At 52.1% G+C, this 16,703-nt stretch carries 13 protein-coding genes; 6 read left to right on the forward strand and 7 right to left on the reverse strand.

Annotation, left to right across the window (positions count from 1 at the left end):
• The first annotated feature begins 35 nt into the window (after positions 1-35).
• Complete coding sequence (locus HMPREF3164_RS06010; protein WP_048754804.1) at positions 36-1,265, forward strand: peptidase E; 1,230 nt, start codon at positions 36-38, stop codon at positions 1,263-1,265.
• Between the two features lie 88 nt (positions 1,266-1,353).
• Here the strand turns inward: HMPREF3164_RS06010 and HMPREF3164_RS06015 are convergent, their stop codons facing one another.
• Complete coding sequence (locus HMPREF3164_RS06015) at positions 1,354-1,566, reverse strand: DUF7455 domain-containing protein (protein WP_048754803.1); 213 nt, start codon at positions 1,564-1,566, stop codon at positions 1,354-1,356.
• Positions 1,567-1,793: 227 nt separating this feature from the next.
• Between HMPREF3164_RS06015 and HMPREF3164_RS06020 the strand changes: the two genes are divergently transcribed.
• The 4 genes from HMPREF3164_RS06020 to cydC all read left to right on the forward strand — a co-directional run bounded on the left by HMPREF3164_RS06020 (position 1,794) and on the right by cydC (position 11,031).
• Positions 1,794-3,896 carry a DNA gyrase/topoisomerase IV subunit B gene (locus HMPREF3164_RS06020; protein ID WP_070449573.1) on the forward strand — a complete coding sequence of 701 codons (2,103 nt, stop codon included), beginning with the start codon at positions 1,794-1,796 and terminating at the stop codon, positions 3,894-3,896.
• A 487-nt stretch (positions 3,897-4,383) separates the two neighbouring features.
• A complete protein-coding gene (locus HMPREF3164_RS06025; protein ID WP_004004464.1) occupies positions 4,384-5,961 on the forward strand; it encodes a cytochrome ubiquinol oxidase subunit I in 1,578 nt (525 codons plus the stop codon).
• A 20-nt stretch (positions 5,962-5,981) separates the two neighbouring features.
• Entirely contained in the window at positions 5,982-7,055 is a 1,074-nt protein-coding gene (gene cydB, locus HMPREF3164_RS06030) for a cytochrome d ubiquinol oxidase subunit II (RefSeq protein ID WP_070449576.1), read from the forward strand.
• A 181-nt stretch (positions 7,056-7,236) separates the two neighbouring features.
• Positions 7,237-11,031, forward strand: coding sequence for a thiol reductant ABC exporter subunit CydC (gene cydC, locus HMPREF3164_RS06035; RefSeq protein WP_246822620.1), 3,795 nt, complete (start codon positions 7,237-7,239; stop codon positions 11,029-11,031).
• A 113-nt stretch (positions 11,032-11,144) separates the two neighbouring features.
• Here the strand turns inward: cydC and HMPREF3164_RS06040 are convergent, their stop codons facing one another.
• Complete coding sequence (locus tag HMPREF3164_RS06040; protein ID WP_070449578.1) at positions 11,145-11,615, reverse strand: GNAT family N-acetyltransferase; 471 nt, start codon at positions 11,613-11,615, stop codon at positions 11,145-11,147.
• A 60-nt stretch (positions 11,616-11,675) separates the two neighbouring features.
• Between HMPREF3164_RS06040 and HMPREF3164_RS06045 the strand changes: the two genes are divergently transcribed.
• The gene (locus HMPREF3164_RS06045; protein WP_070449582.1) at positions 11,676-12,053 is read left to right on the forward strand and encodes a nuclear transport factor 2 family protein; all 378 of its coding nucleotides are present in this window, start codon (positions 11,676-11,678) and stop codon (positions 12,051-12,053) included.
• A 62-nt stretch (positions 12,054-12,115) separates the two neighbouring features.
• Here the strand turns inward: HMPREF3164_RS06045 and HMPREF3164_RS06050 are convergent, their stop codons facing one another.
• The 5 genes from HMPREF3164_RS06050 to HMPREF3164_RS11350 all read right to left on the reverse strand — a co-directional run.
• Complete coding sequence (locus tag HMPREF3164_RS06050) at positions 12,116-12,715, reverse strand: tetratricopeptide repeat protein (protein ID WP_070449586.1); 600 nt, start codon at positions 12,713-12,715, stop codon at positions 12,116-12,118.
• A 162-nt stretch (positions 12,716-12,877) separates the two neighbouring features.
• The gene (locus HMPREF3164_RS06055; protein ID WP_070449589.1) at positions 12,878-13,393 is read right to left on the reverse strand and encodes a GNAT family N-acetyltransferase; all 516 of its coding nucleotides are present in this window, start codon (positions 13,391-13,393) and stop codon (positions 12,878-12,880) included.
• Positions 13,394-13,399: 6 nt separating this feature from the next.
• Complete coding sequence (locus tag HMPREF3164_RS06060) at positions 13,400-14,758, reverse strand: tetratricopeptide repeat protein (RefSeq protein ID WP_070449593.1); 1,359 nt, start codon at positions 14,756-14,758, stop codon at positions 13,400-13,402.
• A gap of 191 nt (positions 14,759-14,949) precedes the next feature.
• Positions 14,950-15,762, reverse strand: coding sequence for a DUF2971 domain-containing protein (locus tag HMPREF3164_RS11345; protein ID WP_246822621.1), 813 nt, complete (start codon positions 15,760-15,762; stop codon positions 14,950-14,952).
• The coding region (locus HMPREF3164_RS11350; protein ID WP_246822622.1) for a tetratricopeptide repeat protein at positions 15,740-16,703 on the reverse strand (964 nt) is incomplete at its 5' end. The genes HMPREF3164_RS11345 and HMPREF3164_RS11350, both read right to left, overlap by 23 nt.

Genomic DNA, 16,703 nt, shown 5'->3' on the forward strand with positions numbered 1-16,703 from the left:
AATATATACGGCAACAGATATGCTTTGAGGCCCTGATGATTGTTCTCTTTGCTGTAATGATTATTCTGCTGATTCCCGCGCTGTGGGCATACTCTTATATCTGGCGCGGGCTCAACCGGCGTGTTATCGCCGCTGTTAAAGTAGTTGATCCAGTGATAACTCTCGGGCCCTATGCCATGGGATGCTGGGGGTTCTTAACAGCATGGGTGGGCATCAATATCTGGGCGACAGGTACCGCAGCACTGGTTGGAAGTATCTTAACTCTGAGCGGCGCAGCTTTATGCTTTCTCTGGGCAGGGTTTTGGGTCTTGATGCACTGTTTGGGCGGGCAAACCCCCGGTAAACGGCCCCTTTGGTGGCGCGAAGCAGTTGCCGCAAAATACGCATGGCGCAATCTGGAGAGGATGCCCGCCTACTTCGGTACACGCACCAGCATTCTTCCGGTGCAGAACCCGCGCATCGTCAAACCCTATTCAGGATCATGGACTCGACCGGTGGGAGCAACTCTGGAAGGTTATCTGCCGGATGGAAAATCCCGTGAGGGTTTTGACGAATATGGGCGGCCTATGCCCCGTATGTACCCTGTAGGACCGGAACCAACTATTTTTGAAGCTGCACGCTGGGGCAAATCGGTAAGCGCCGATAGGTTGCTTTACACTTTTCTGCCTACAGCACCCTTTGAACGGTTACGTTTGGCCGGTACTATTCGCGGTCCGTTCACCTTTGCGGGAGAAGTTCCTCATGGAGCCGTCACCAAATGGCCGCGTCGTTCCGGCGCAAACCGTGCTTTTGGGAACTACGCCAAGCTGGGGGACATCACGGAACGTCGGGTAGAGCTCTTGATTGACCACCGCCTTATCGCGGCTTTGCAGACAACCCGTGAATGCTATGAGCGCCGACATAGCTGGATGCTCGCGTTCACCGATATTATGCCCAATGATCTTCTTTATTCCACGACCGACGATGGGTTCTTGCAGATTACCTTCGGTACCGTCGCTGAAGGATACGAGAAACCGTGGATTTTTACCTCGACGCAGAAAGATACCCCACGACTTCGCCGTCAAGTAGCGCGCGCCATGCGTGTGCGTAAGATCCTGAAACAGACAAGCGCCGAACTGATGGACTGGTATTTTGTGCCTAAGATTAGCGAATTTCCGCACGGTCCTGTGACTAACGAACTGCCGGAAGAGTTCTATTTCTCGTCCAATATTATGGTGACTAATAGGCATGAAAGCTCGGCGCGGGCGACCGGCGAAACGCATTAGAAACTTCAAGGGTACGACTTTCTTCGTGAAGAGGAAACCGTACCCTTGGTAATTTACTGGCGGATGTCACGCCCTCGGGAATCTCGCCCTAAAGTCGTGACGTCTGATCGTCCCACAACAAGATGCCTTCAAGCCCTTTGAGCTTTTCTTCGTGGGCACGTCCGTGGTGACCGCAGAAGAACAGTTCACTCCCGGAAGGCAAGACCGCACGAATATATGCCTGAGAACCACACACATCGCAACGATCGTGGGAATTCAACGTACGCGAATCAACAGATTCGAGAGTTGCATGAGCATTCACTGAAAATCTCCCTTACTGAAGTTCTCATAGGTTCCTAGAATTGTCGTAACTCTATCCAACCACATATACCCTCGGTGCCATACCTTCGCCCCGAGCCTTTCGCTCTCAGCGTCCAGGATGGGCTACACATGAAATCGCTACATCGTTCGTAACGAGGGTAAACACAAGTTACCTGCGGTGCACGATAGAATAGACTTACGAAGAAAACCATTTCGAAAGGGAACATCTTGGCTGCATCGAACTATACTGCCCGACACCTCTCGGTTCTCGAAGGTCTTGAAGCGGTGCGTAAGCGCCCGGGCATGTACATTGGTTCGACCGATTCCCGCGGTCTTATGCACTGCCTCTGGGAGATTATTGATAACTCTGTTGATGAGGCTCTTGCCGGTTACGGACAGTCAATTCAGATCATTCTCTACCGAGACGGTTCTGTTGAAGTACAGGACGACGGTCGTGGTATCCCTACCGATGTTGAGCCTCGAACCGGGCTTTCCGGGCTAGAGGTGGTTTTCACGAAGCTCCATGCTGGCGGCAAATTTGGCGGCGGATCGTACACGGCATCGGGCGGTCTGCACGGTGTGGGCGCCTCAGTGGTGAACGCGCTTTCATCGCGTCTTGACGTTCAGGTAGATCGCGGGTCAAAAACCTATCAAATGTCCTTTCGACATGGGCTACCGGGCGTGTTCGATTCCGGGCGCACTCCTAAGCCTGAAGACTCTTTTACTCCTGCAGATGAGAAACATCCTGCGCTTCAGATCGTAGGGCGCGCCAAGCGTGGTGTCACTGGAACCAGAGTACGGTATTGGGCTGATCCGCAGATTTTTACCCCGGATGCGCGTTTTAGCTACGAGGATTTGGTGGCACGTGCCCGCCAAACTTCATTCCTTATTCCCGGGCTGCGCATTGCTATTCGAGACGAGCGGCGCATCCCTGGAACTCCGGGTGAGTTTGGCCCTTACGAAGAGGTATTTCAGCATGACGGCGGTATTAGCGAATTTGTTGAATTCCTGGCCCATGATTCTGCCGTGACCGATATTTGGCGTTTTAGCGGCAGAGGCTCTTTTACGGAAACCGTACCCGTTCTAGGCTCGGATGGGCGCTCTAAACTCACCGAAGTTGACCGTGAGTGTGAGGTTGATATTGCTCTGCGCTGGGGCATTGGCTACGAGACGACAATCCGCAGCTTCGTCAATATTATTGCCACACCCAAAGGCGGAACCCACGCCACGGGGTTTGAACAAGGACTTCTCAAAACATTCCGCAAGCATCTTGCCGACAACGCTCGAAAGTTTAAGGTTGGCAATGATAAGGTCGAGAAAGACGATGCCCTCGCAGGTCTTACCGCCGTGCTGACGGTGCGCCTTGCGGAACCTCAATTCGAGGGTCAGACAAAGGAAATTCTGGGAACGCCGGCTGTGCGGCAGATCGTCTCTAAAGTAGTTGGTGATCAGCTCAAGGCTCGGCTGAACTCTACGGCACGCGCCGAAAAAGCACAGGCTGCAGCTCTGTGTGAAAAAATTGTGTCTGAGATGAAAACCCGCATCTCAGCACGTATTCACAAGGAAACTCAGAGGCGCAAAACTGCCTTGGAATCTTCCTCAATGCCAACAAAACTTGTGGACTGCCGCTCAACAAACGTAGAGCATTCTGAGCTGTTTATTGTGGAAGGCGATTCCGCACTGGGTACCGCCCGCTTGGCGCGATCTTCGGCCTATCAAGCGCTTCTACCGATTCGCGGCAAGATTCTGAACACTCAGCGTGCCTCAGTAACAGATATGCTGGCGAACACCGAATGCGCGGCCCTAATCCAGGTAATTGGTGCCGGTTCTGGGCGTACATTCGAGCTGGAGGCGGCACGCTACAGCAAAGTCATCATGATGACCGATGCCGATGTTGATGGCGCTCATATTCGTACCCTGCTTCTTACTCTCATGTACCGGTACATGCGCCCGCTCATCGAAGACGGTCGTGTATATGCGGCGGTACCGCCGCTGCATCGTGTAGAGGTTATTAACCGAGGTAAACCGAACGAGATGGTGTATACCTATTCAGAACGTCAGCTGCATGAACTGCTGGGCCAGCTGCAGGCTGAGGGTAAGGGCTATAAAGAGCCTATTCAGCGCTATAAAGGTTTGGGTGAGATGGATGCCGACCAACTTGCCGAAACTACGATGGATCCCCGGCATCGTATGCTACGCCGCATCCGAATTGAAGACGCGGAGGCAGCTGAGCAGGCTTTCTCGCTCCTGATGGGGGCGGAGGTTGCTCCGCGTAAGGAATTTATTATTGCTGGTGCGCATCAGCTCGATCAGGACAATATTGATATTTAGCTTGCACCTGTGAACAATCTGACGCAGGAGAGTTGAAACCTCTTTTTGACAGATATTTGACGCTGCAAATATTGGTGATTATACTCACTGTGTCCTTCTTCATAAATTATGTATGACTATAAGAAAAAGGTGTCTCTCCTCATAATTTGGGGGAGTCACCTTAGTACGTGTAAATTGCTGACCTTCGATTTCTTGGAAAGTTTTAGGAAAGGCATCACCAAGGCGTGATGCTTATCTTGAAATTTCTCCCAATATCTACGGGTCAAAGCGCATAAAAATCAATAATTGTGTTAACTACCTTTATAGGTTCGTCAAGCCATGCACACCTGAGTGTAAAACTTGCCTGGTTCATGCCGTTTTTAAAACGCGTTACCTTACCTATGTAAGACATCCTGAGATATGTGCACCTGACTTCCGGAGGTGTGCTACGCTCCCGGGCGTGTCTGCCAACAGTAGACTTTACACATTCTAGAAAAGGATCATGTACATGGATCCCCTTGACATTGGGCGGTGGCAGTTCGGTATCACGACCGTCTACCACTTCTTTATGGTACCCCTAACCCTCGGCTTGGGTATGGTCGTCACCTTCCTGTACCTGCGCTATATCTTCACGAAAAAAGACGAATACAAACGTATGACGAAGTTCTGGGGAAAGCTCTACCTCATCAACTTCGCAATGGGTGTGGCAACCGGTTTAGTGCAGGAATTCCAGTTTGGTATGGCTTGGAGTGAATACTCGCGTTTTGTGGGTGACGTCTTTGGTGCGCCGCTAGCTATGGAAGGTCTTTTTGCCTTTTTTATCGAATCAACCTTCCTGGGGCTTTGGATCTTTGGATGGGACAAGCTCAAGCCCAAAGTTCACGCCCTATGCCTCTTCATGGCGGTTCTCGGTTCTTGGGTATCCGCATACTTTATTCTGGTGGCAAACTCCTGGATGCAGCATCCGGTAGGCGTTGAAATGGTCGATGGCCGTCCCCGCATGACTGATATTTGGGCTGTTCTCACAAATAACACCGCGCTTCTTACCTTCCCCCACGTGATCTTTGGCGCCATTCAGGTCGCCGGTGGATTCCTGGTCGGTATTTCTTGGTATAAGCTCTGGCGCCGACGCCGTGACGGCATTGACATCGTAGAGGATGGCAAGGTTGTAGTTGGAGATGCCGAAGTTGGCGGTCGTGATAAGACCGACTACAAGGTTTGGTTCCGTTCCCTGCGCATCGGCGCGATTGTGGGTCTCATCGGGTTCTCGGGTGTGGCTCTTAGCGGTCACGCTCAAGCTCAGCTCATGATTCATCAGCAGCCCCTTAAGATGGCGGCTGCCGAGGCGGCATGCCATGACGGTACCGGTTTCTCGGTTCTTTCTATATCTTCTCTGGGGTCTCAAGACTGCGATAAGGTGCAGGCAGTGCTTGAGGTTCCCGGTGCACTCTCATTCCTGGCCCACGAAGATTTCACCACCGAGGTCAAGGGCGTGAAAACCCTTATGCCTGAATACGAAGCTAAATACGGTACGCATCTGGCGGATAACCCCCTCTACGGTGAGCGTGCCGGGCAGAAGATCAACTATTTGCCCCTTATGGAAGTCACCTACTACGGATTCCGCGGCATGATCACGCTTGGTGGTATTGGTGCACTTTCGTACGTCTACGTACTGTGGGTTACCCGTAAAAAAGGAACCGGTACTGTTCCCGAAGCCAAGTGGCTGAAAACCCTGGCTTTGTGGGGAATTTGGGCTCCCTTCTTCGGCAACGCCCTCGGATGGATCTTCACCGAAATGGGACGCCAGCCCTTCGTGGTGGCGCCCAACCCTGAGGGTGACCCATCCATCCTCATGTTCACGGCGGCAGCGGTTTCTCCGGGCGTAAGCGGTGAAGAGATACTATTCTCACTCATCGCCCTAGGAACGGTATACGGCATCCTGATGGTGGTCGAAATTTACCTGCTGACTAAATACATTAAGGCCGGCGTGGTAGCCGCTATGCCCGAGCTCGTGCGTTCTGAACACGAGCAGGACGGCGAAAAGAGCGGTCACGATAAACGCGATGTCTTGGAGTTCGCCTACTAGGCGGGTAAGGATTCTCAACGATGACCTTCGACTTTAATATCTTTGCCGGGCAGCCACTGCTACCAACCATCTGGTTCGTCGCTATCGGTATTTTCTGGATTGGCTACCTTATCCTCGACAGTTTCGATTTGGGCGTAGGTATGCTCATGAGCATCTTCGCCAAAAACGAGAAAGAGCGACGCCTGCTTCTGAACACGATCGGTCCCGTATGGGATGGTAATGAAGTTTGGCTCGTTACCGGTGGTGCTGCCACTTTCGCGGCGTTCCCGTTATGGTACGCGTCCCTATTCTCAGCCCTATATATTCCACTAACTTTAGCGCTGCTTGCCCTGATCTTCCGCGTGGTTGCTATTGAGTATCGCGGTAAGAAAAACGATGAACGATGGATTCGCGGTTGGACTATCGCTCTCTCGCTATCATCATTCTTCATCGCTTTACTGGTAGGTGCGCTTCTTGCGCTGACCTCCATTGGCTTACCAATTAATGCCAACGGTGACCGCGTAGGCGGTGCCTTCGCCTGGGCCTCCTGGCCTGTGCTTCTAGGCGGCCTCTCTCTTGTAGGGTTTGCCCTCGTGCAGGGACTTGCTTTTGTTGCATTGAAAACCGATGGAGATATACGCCACCGCGCGCGCACCATCCTGGTGCGTTGGCTTCCGCTTCTGCTTTTGCCTATCGTGCTCTGGGTACTGTACATGCAGGTTACAACCGGTAACGGTATTTCCTGGCTATGCACTATTCTTGCCGTATTTGCAGTGCTCTTTGCATGGATAAGCGCCCGAAGCTCACGCGAAGGCCGTGCCTTCGCAGGTCTGAGCTTCTTCATGGCTTTTGGCGCGCTGGCGATTTTCACCGCTCTTTTCCCCAACGTACTACCTTCAACCTTGGACGCGGCTCATTCGCTCACCATTGCAAACGCCTCAAGCTCGGAGTACACACTCGGAGTTATGAGCGTTGTGAGTGGATTGGGACTGCCCGTTATTATCGTGTACCAAATCTGGACATACTGGGTGTTCCGCAAGCGTTTGCGCGTTGAAAATATCCCTGATGCCCACGATGCTGGCGAGCTGGTGACGCACCCTAACAGGGCGTCATAGCCGAGAACATACCCGGTAATTGGGAGGGGACAGAAGTATTTCCGGTGCTTTCAGCAACACGTGAAGGCACCGGAAACACTTTAAAACCAAAGACAGACAAGCCCGCCACCAGTGTCTAAACTAGGAAACACACCGGAGAAAATATCCACTACTCACTTTAGCGGTAGGGAAGGAACGAGACGTGAGCCGACGCGCCAATAAAACACAGCGCAACAACGATAAACGTCCTCCGCTAGGACCAGACGCCCGTAAAAACCTAGGGGTTTTTGGGCTTATCACCGGGGTACACACACTGGCAACCGTGATCTTTAGCGCGGCGCTCGCATCCCTCATTGCCCGGGCAGCCCACGCCGGATTTACTGCGCTCGCCGCCGAGCACGAGCATCTAAAGGCCGCCAGCGACCCAGAAACCTATCGCGCTCTCATCGAATTCTCGGGTAACTCACAAGCGAAACTCGACAGTACCAATGGATGGCTTCTAGGACTAGGCAATCTTCTTGGCACTGGAAACGCCATAACATGGGGGCTAATCGTTACGGCGCTGATAGCGTTTGCTGTACGTGCAGGCGCCGATTACGCGCTGTCCGTAAGTGCTCAGCGTGCAGCCGTAGGAGCCAAAGCAAGTATCCGCCAAAAACTTGTGCATCGTGTCTTAGCCACAGGAGGGGCAGACACCCCTGAAGGTACAGGCGCAACTGCCGTTCTGCTGGCGCGGGGACTGAACGCTCTTGATGATTATTACACTAAAACCCTGACTGCCTTTGTCTCGGTCGCCGTAGTGCCCGTTCTGCTGTGGCTTATTGTGCTCTCATTGGATATCACAAGTGCCCTCGTCCTAGCGTGCACCCTGCCGCTTATTCCCATCTTCATGATACTTATCGGTAAAACCACACGTGAAGATACAGCCGCCGCTCAAGCCGAGCTGCACCGTCTATCAGACCATATTCTTGAACTCATCCGTGGGCTGCCCGTATTGATCGGGCTGGGGCGTGAACGTGCACAAACTCGTGCCCTTAGGAAGCTGGGTGAACAATACCGCGAACGTACCATACAGACGCTTCGCAGCGCATTTATGTCTTCGCTCGCTTTAGAACTTATCACGACCATCTCGGTGGCGCTGATCGCCGTGCTTATTGGCGTGCGTTTGGTACAGGGTACACTCGGACTCGATACCGCAATCCTTGTACTCCTGCTGGCTCCTGAATGCTATCAGCCTTTGCGTGATGTAGGTGCAGCCTACCACCAATCTGAAGACGGCATAGCCGCACTTCGATCTGTACGTACAGTCCTTGATACTCCCGTACCAAAAGCCTCTGCGGATGCTTCCTGCGAAAAGGTATCGACGATTCCCGAAACACCCGAGCACCTTGTGATTGAGAACCTCTCGGTTACATACCCCGGACGTACACAGATCGTAGACTCAGTAAACCTGAATATTCCACGTACTTCGAAACGCCCAAATACGGTAGGAAAACAGCGCGGAGCGTTAGTAGGCATTCTGGGACCATCAGGATGCGGTAAATCAACGCTCCTCGGAGTACTTTCCGGGAACGTTCGCGACGGACTGGTACCAACCGGCGCATCCGCACCGATTAAGGTAACCGGACGCATTATAGGTGCCGGAAACATCCTGAGTATTCCGCAGAATCCTATTTTTGCCGCCCCCACGGTCCTGCGCGAGATGGCGCTCTACGCCTTCAGCGCTGATCTCAGCGAAGAGGACTATGCGGCTAAACTTCTCACGGGGGAAACACAGATACGCCCCTCAGATCGTGAACGCCTAGAGAACTATTTGTGGAAGCTCGGGCTCGAAAACCTGAGCGAGCTTAGCCCCGAATCGCTCAGCGCGGGTCAAGCGCGCAGGTTGGCGTGCGCCCGCATCTTAGCTCGCATTGATGCCCTCCACCGTGCAGCCGATCACCATCAAAATCTCCAGATTACCGTTCTAGTAGATGAACCTACCGCCCACTTGGATGCACACGCCGCCCTCCTTGTAACTCAGGCTCTGGACGCACTCGCAGAACGCGGAGTAACCGTTCTAATCGTGACCCATGAAACGGAACTTACCGAGTACTGCGATAGCGTGGTGCGGGCATCAGCAGTAGTCGAGGGAGCGCATGCGAAACCATCGCATGAACAGGTGTATCGGTGGAGCATCGTCCAGAATGAGGCGCCCAAGATTATCCCCGCTGCAGCCCCGCATAAGCAGGACTCAGCCGATACCTCTGCTGAGCATGGCCCAACGTTACACAACGCTCCTGAAAAGATGGTTCGAGAAAACACAGAACATACTGTTGGAGTCATGAAAACCCTCAAAACACTGCGGAATCTTACGGGGCTGGGCATATTGCAGGGGCTACCGCCGGTAATTCTTGCCGCCCTCACCTCCCTTGCCGCAATTTCTCTGACCGCGCTCTCAGGATGGCTTATCGTGCGTGCAGCCGAAGGTCCAGCCATGATGTTCCTTATGGTAGCTATCGTTGGTGTGCGCTTCTTTGGGCTAGGGCGTGCCTGTGCTCGATATGCCGAGCGTTTACTTACCCACGCTAAAGTCTTGACCGCAGCGAATACTCTGCGTGTGCGCGCCTGGACCGGGGCCTATCTTAATGTTGGCAGCGTGCGGGCCCTGCTTCGCGGCGATGCCCTGCTGGAAAGGCTTATTGGCGGCATAGATGAGCTGCGCGACAGTATTCCGCGTGTTCTTATTCCACCCGCTGCACATGTGCTTGTGATGTTAACAGCGCTAATAACCACCATTGTTGTGCTACCTCAGGCTATTGTGCCCGTAGCGCTCGCAGCTTTGATAACAACAATTTTTGTGCCATGGGCTGTTACGCGCGCGGACGCTCACGCTGAGGAAACCACACGAGAAAGTACAGCTGAGCTTCTGCGTTTAGGCACCGGTGCGCTGAGCGCTGCAGAAGATATTCGCGCTAACGGGGTTGCGCCGAGCATTGAGATTGCTACAACACGTTTGAATGACCGCAATGTTGCCGCATTGACTCGCACCTCGTATGCCCAAGGTCTTGGTAGGGCGCTTGTGACCCTGAGCTGGTTCGGAGCGGCACTGTGGTGCGCAATTATTGCGCATCCGTTAGCGGTATCGGGAACGGTAGGTGCTCCGGAATCTGCCGCCGTAGTTCTCATGTGTACGGCAATGATAGAAAGTTCCGTGCAGCATATAGAAGCGGTGCGTTCGTGGCCTTCTTTCGCCGCGTTGTTGGCGCAGATCGCTCCCGGTATTGCGGATGAAAATAGTATTTCAGACCTTGAGGACGATACATCGGGTGCCTCTCATGCTAAGTCTGTTCGCGAGTCTCAGGGGCAGGAACCTGCTCTTGAACTTGTCGATGCTGCCGCTCGGTGGCCGAGCATGGACAAGCCCGTTTTTGAACATCTTAACGCTACGGCGCATACCGGAAAGTGGACGGGAATTACCGGTCCCTCAGGTTCGGGCAAGAGCACCGTGTTGGCGACTCTTTTGGGGTTCCTGCCGTTGGAAGCTGGCGAAATTCGCTCCTACGGAAAAGCGCTGGGGAACGATCAGCTTCGAGGGTATGCGGCATGGTGCCCACAGGCTGCGCATATTTTTGAGTCTACTCTTGAAGGTAATTTACTCTTGGCGCGCGATCGTGCTGATCGCCCGAGTGAAGAACAAATGATAAAAGCTCTGCAGCGTGTAGGTTTGGGGGAGTGGTACAGTACCTTGCCGGAAGGTCTGCACACCCGTGTTGGTGCTGGTGGCGGGTTCCTGTCGGGAGGCCAGCGGCAGCGTCTTGCGGTGGCTCGTGCCCTGCTCGTGGAATCTCCGGTGCTTCTGCTGGATGAGCCTACCGCGCATTTGGATTCTGAATCAGCTGCGGCGCTTATGGCTGATCTGGACACGGCAACTCGCACCAGCGGAATGGCAACTGTTTTGGTCTCGCACCGCCCTGAAGACATTGCCCGCTGCGATGCGGTTGTTACATTGGAATAGGTCTATACATGACGTTGTGAGGGGTTCAAGAAATGTTAGAACCCGTTTTAGATATCTTGAGAAGCGTAAGCTTTTGGAAGGATGAAGCCTACGCTCTATGTACGTCAAGCCAGTTAGATTGCTTTTACCATAATCAGACAGGGAGTATCTTCGCCCCACAGGTTCGTCTCTTCAAGGGGCAAAAACCCTACAGATTTATAGAAATTGCGGGTGCGTTGGTACGGTTCGTTGAGAAAAGATTCTCCAAGCGTCTTTACCTGTATCAGCCTGATACCGCGGTTACGTGCCTCCTTTTCAAATGCATTTATTAGGGAAGTGCCAATTCCGCATCTGTGAAAGGCAGCATCTACTGCCAACAAATGAATTTCTGCCTCAACCGGGTAGTGCTGGACGATCAGCATGATACCCACAATTTCGTGGGTTTCCGGATGAGTTACCGTCCACGTTTCCAATCGTTCAGCATCATGTATGTATTCTGCATTGGATTCTTCACGTCCAAACCATTCAGGCAGGGTCTTGAGGATACGTGCCACTGCTTGAGGGTTATGAGCGGTTTGAGTTGCAGGGAGCCAAGGGATATTCATGACTGTTTCCTTTGCTAGGCTGAGCTTGTACGTATTTCCACGTCAGAGAGCGAGGGCATCATGATTGACGAAACGATGAAAACACTTACCGAAGAATTGATTTCGCGCGGTACCAGCTACGATATTGATTTTCTGAAACGGGTGTATGCCGATGACCTAAAATTTGTGCGGATTCTACCGGATAATACCGTGCAGATTCTCTCGAAACAGGACAACATCGATTTCTTTCAAACCCTCAAAGACAGCGGCGCCGCTCCCCTGAACACAGCGCACACCATACTTTTTGCAGATTCTGACGGTGAAACTGGAACTATTGTGCTCAAACGCAGGATGAGCCAGGGTGCGCAGGAGCAGGAATTTCTGTTCACCATCACCTGGAAGAAACGCAGCGAAAACTGGCAGATTGTTCAAGAAATCGTGGCGGTACTGAGCGAGTAAACAGCGTGCGCCTTAAAAGCAGGTTGCGGTGATAATACCTCACCGCAACCGTTGTTGAACTATTAGGAATCTTCGTCGTTCAGATACGACTGAGCAACCTCATAGAGCTCAGGAAAATCTGGGGAAACACGTTTCCAAGCCTCAAAAGCCTGATCATTGTGCCCCATCTGCTGGTACAAAACGCCTAAATTCAGCTGTGCTCGTGCATACTGATCGGGAACACTGGCAGGTATTTTCTGATAGGTACTCAGAGCCGTGGTCAAGTTACTATGCAGGTGCAGGAGCACAGCGCTATTGAACTGTGCCATGGAATAGTGCAGAACATCTATTTTAGGAACTTTGCTGTATGCCGCTAAAGCAGACTCATCCTGCTCTAAAGCCTCGTGCACAGATCCGATATTGTACTGTGCTACGGCATAGGGCTGAGTCTCACTTTCGGGAACCTTCTGCCATGCCTTAATGGCCTGCTCATGCTGGCCTTGACCGTCGTAGACAATGCCTATATTTACATGCGCGATGGCGTATTGATCGGGAACGCTTTCAGGTACTTTCTCCCACGCTTCACATGCCTGATCGAGCAGACCCTGTTCGTAGTATTGTGCGCCAAGATCTACCTGTTCCTGGGCGTAGCGTTGCATCTCTGCATGAGGCTGATCGACCATGATTTCCTTTCCTGCACCAGGTGTTGATGAGCACCTATTTTGCCGGGGCTTACCCTCAAGCAAAAACTGTTTTCTCTAACTATACGGGAAGGAGCCTCAGCGCGAAGATAAGCGCATCCTTCATATCCTAACCACCGAAGGGATTCAGGCTAGGCGCAGCGTTTAGGCGGCAACAGATTTCTTCATCAGGATATCCGTCTGCTGGTCGTTACCTAGCTGAAAAATATGCGTACCAAAGGCGATAAACCCGTTTTTCTCATAGAAGCGCAGGGCTCGATGATTATGCTCCCACACCCCTAGCCACACGTAGCTTGCCTTTCGGTCTTCTGCCACACTCATGGCGTGATGGTAGAGGGCTTGCCCCACGCCGTGGCCGTGGTGGGTGCCCAGCACGTAGATACGCTCAATTTCGAGCGCGTTCGCCGCCTGTGGTTCGGTTTGCGCATGTGCAGTATTGAGCTTGAGGTAACCCACGACGTGCCCGTTTACCTCGGCAACGTAGAAGAACGAATCAGGGTTGCTGAGCTCCCGAGCGAGCTGATCTTCTGAGAACCGTTCCGCAAGGTAGCGATCCATATCTTCGGCTTTGTTAGCCTCTGAAAATGTTTCGGTAAACGTATCACGGGCAATGCCGCGCAAAATCGAAACGTCGCTGACAGTGAGGGAGGTAATCCTCACGTTATCTTAGCCTTCCTGCTTTTGCACGCTGTCCTGCTTCTTCTGTTCGGAAGGTTTTTCTTGGTTCTTGGCGCTCCCGTCCTGCTGCTCGGTTTCGCCGCTACCCTTGGATTTTTCTTGGTTTTCGGCGATGATGCTCAGGTTGGTTTGTGCCATCTCGTACTGCTCCGAAGCAGACTCGGGAATATTCTTCCAGACGGCAACTGCCTCGTCCGTTTCACCCAGTTTGTAGTAGGCCCCGCCAATATTGAATTGGGCTTTGTAGAAGTGCTCAGAAGCATCTTTGGGAACACGTTCCCACGCCACTAGGGCATCGTCGATATTGCCCTGTTCTTCGTAGATAAGTCCGGTGTTGTATTGGGCTACCGCGTAGGGCTCAGAGGCGCTCGCAGGAATACGTTCCCAAGCCTCGACTGCTTTCGTCGGTTTGCCCTGCTCCACATAGGAAGTACCGATATTGTACTGTGCCGAAGCGTAGCGTTCCGGTAAGCTCTCGGGTACACGCTCCCACGCGGCAATAGCCTGTTCTAGCTTTCCTTGGCTGTCGTACACCATGCCCAGATTCATCTGCGCGGTCGCGTATTGTTCGGGAATATCGGCAGAAACGGTCTCCCAAAGTTCGAGAGCCTGCTCTGTCTTACCTTGGTTGTAATAGGTTACGCCCAAGTTGTTGAGAGCCATCGCGTACTGGTCAGGAACGGTGCTGGGTACCTGCTGGTAGGCTTCAGAAGCCTGTTCGGCTTTACCCTGCCCTTCGTAGAGCACGCCCAAGTTGTTGAGAGCTTTTGCGTATTTTGCGGGGGCAGCATCGGGGACGTTCTTGTAGGCTTCTGCGGCCTCGTCCATTTTGCCCTGCTGTGTGTAGGTGGCACCCAGGTTATATTGCGCGTGCGCATAAAGATTAGTGACATCCTTGGGAACACGCTGGTAGGCTTCAATAGCTTCATCAATGTTGTTTTGTTGCGCGTAGGTCACGCCCAGGTTGAACTGCGCCATCGCGTACTGCTTTGGGGCAGCAGAGGGAATATTCTTCCACGCTTCAAGAGCCTTATCAGTTTCGCCCTGTTTAATATAGGTAGAGGCAAGGTTATTGTGCGCTTTGGCGTACAGTTCGGGAACATCTTTGGGAATGCGGTTCCAGGCTTCGACCGCCTGCTCTACCTTGCCCTGGTCTCGGTAAACGATACCGAGATTGTTTTGAGCTGTTGCGTAGGCTTGCGGGTTCTCGTCGGCAGAAATTGTGCCCAGCACGTCGATAGCTTTATCGAAAGCACCAGCTTTATAGTGCTCCTTGCTCAGGTTAAGACGCTCCTGCACGGTCATCTGCTCTAACGGGTTCTCTGCTTCGGTCACGGTGATCTCCATAGGCGGTGTCTGTAGAATTTCGGGCAGGGCATAAGATCCTGCCTGAAACGCATATATATAAGAGTAACGGTGTGCAACCTCTGTGTGAAGTTTGACGCCCCCGTAGAAAGATGAAGATTAGAATAAGTTTTTGCGGGTAGACATCATGTTTTCACGCGGAGGAAGAACTCTCGTGCAGGCTCCGTGCTCCTTTACTCCTTGTTTCTAAATGGGTTTTGAGAGATACGAACCTTGCTCTCCTCGCCGTTTCGATCAAGCAGGATGCGGAAGTGGTCTTGGTACTTCGCCGCGCCGGGGGAGAGATAGACTTCATCAATATGTGGCAGTACAGGCTCCTCATACTCGACGTACATCCACTGTTTTTCCCAGTCGTGACGGATTTTTTCATCATGAAGATGAGTAATGTACATGATCCGACATTCCTGTTCCTCCTGGAAAGCAATATGTTTGACGAGGTATTGCAGGGGGAGAAGGATAAACCGAACAGCTTCAAGAATTTTCTGTTTTTCTTTTACGCCGTATGTATTATACTCTTTGAAGATGTCTTTAAGTTTCTCTATGATAGAATCATTGTTATCAAATAAATGATCCTTAAAAGACTCTTCTATTTTTGAAATTTTTTTAGAATATTCTATCCAATTATTTCCTGCCGTCTCTTTTTCCTTATCTTCGCGATAGAAAGTGGATTTGTCCCGTTGAGCCAGAGTCCAATACCCAGTCTCAGGATCCAGGTAAATGCAGCGGTAGAGTGTAGACTTTCCTATTAATTTATTGCTTTCTGGTTTTTCTGTTTCCTTGGAGCTATCTTGTTCCAACTTACTAGGTGGATCTATTGAGGGGGCAGCTATAAACTCCAGGGTATCTGACTGATCGCTAAAAAACTCTTTCTTGAACGCTAAGCTAACACCTGTTGCCTCCTGCCCATTCTCTTTTCCGTAGAGGCGAAACTGGTTAAGGCTGTCGTGATTAAAGGTAAAACAGCTAATGAAGGGTTGCGGTGTCATTCGTATGTATAGTTTCTGAGATACCTTGTTGCGCCCAATATTTTCCTAGAACCAGCCCTTCCGTCGGGTCATTAACACCACGAATAGTACTGAGCCGGAAATGTGACGGCTTCTGATCTTTTCTCTTTTTTTCAAGTAGGGTAAAAGCTGTTGATGCTCGACTATAATGTGCAACCTGTGACTCAAAATCTGGGATTATCTGAAGAGACTTTAGGACTTCATCAGTATTTTCAGCTATGCCACGCAGTTTTTTAATGACTTTTGGGGGACATTCAAGAATCCTTTTGACACGTTCATAGTTATAGTAGAAGAAATCTTGCGCATTGCAGTATGCTTCTTTAGCCCGCTCAAGACCTCCTTTGTCTTCATAAATTTTGCCGATGTTGAACTGTGCCCGTGCGTAGGTTTCGGGGTCGGCTTCTTCGCGGCGGATGTTTGACCAGGCTTCGATGGCCTGATCCAGCTCGCCTGATTCGGCATAGACGAGTCCGAGGTTGAGCTGTGCCTGTGCGTAGGTTTTGGGGTCGGCTTCTTCGCGGCGGATGTTTGACCAGGCTTCGATGGCCTGATCCAGCTTGCGCTGGGCGTAGTAGGCAGCACCGAGGCCAAGCTGTGCCTGTGCGTAGGTTTTGGGGTCGGCTTCTTCGCGGCGGATGTTTGACCATATTTTAATGGCCTGTTCCCGCTTGCCTGATTCGGCATAGGCGACTCCGAGGCTGAGCTGTGCCTGTGCGTAGGTTTTGGGGTTGACTTCTTCGCGGCGGATGTTTGACCATATTTTAATGGCCTGTTCCCGCTTGCCTGATTCGGCATAGGCGACTCCGAGGCTGAGCTGTGCCTGTGCGTAGGTTTTGGGGTTGACTTCTTCGCGGCGGATGTTTGACCAGGTTTTGATGGCCTGTTCCCACTTGCCTGATTCGGCATAGGCGACTCCGAGGTTG

It is taken from the genome of Rothia sp. HMSC08A08 (assembly GCF_001808385.1).
Lineage (GTDB): Bacteria > Actinomycetota > Actinomycetes > Actinomycetales > Micrococcaceae > Rothia > Rothia dentocariosa.

Excerpts from the sequence above, each read along its gene's own strand:
- HMPREF3164_RS06010 (WP_048754804.1), top strand. The coding sequence starts at position 36 with ATGATTGTTCTCTTTGCTGTAATGATTATTCTGCTGATTCCCGCGCTG.
- HMPREF3164_RS06025 (WP_004004464.1), top strand. The coding sequence starts at position 4,384 with ATGGATCCCCTTGACATTGGGCGGTGGCAGTTCGGTATCACGACCGTC.
- cydB (WP_070449576.1), top strand. The coding sequence starts at position 5,982 with ATGACCTTCGACTTTAATATCTTTGCCGGGCAGCCACTGCTACCAACC.
- HMPREF3164_RS06040 (WP_070449578.1), bottom strand. The coding sequence starts at position 11,615 with ATGAATATCCCTTGGCTCCCTGCAACTCAAACCGCTCATAACCCTCAA.
- HMPREF3164_RS06045 (WP_070449582.1), top strand. The coding sequence starts at position 11,676 with ATGATTGACGAAACGATGAAAACACTTACCGAAGAATTGATTTCGCGC.
- HMPREF3164_RS06050 (WP_070449586.1), bottom strand. The coding sequence starts at position 12,715 with ATGGTCGATCAGCCTCATGCAGAGATGCAACGCTACGCCCAGGAACAG.
- HMPREF3164_RS06060 (WP_070449593.1), bottom strand. The coding sequence starts at position 14,758 with ATGGAGATCACCGTGACCGAAGCAGAGAACCCGTTAGAGCAGATGACC.
- HMPREF3164_RS11345 (WP_246822621.1), bottom strand. The coding sequence starts at position 15,762 with ATGACACCGCAACCCTTCATTAGCTGTTTTACCTTTAATCACGACAGC.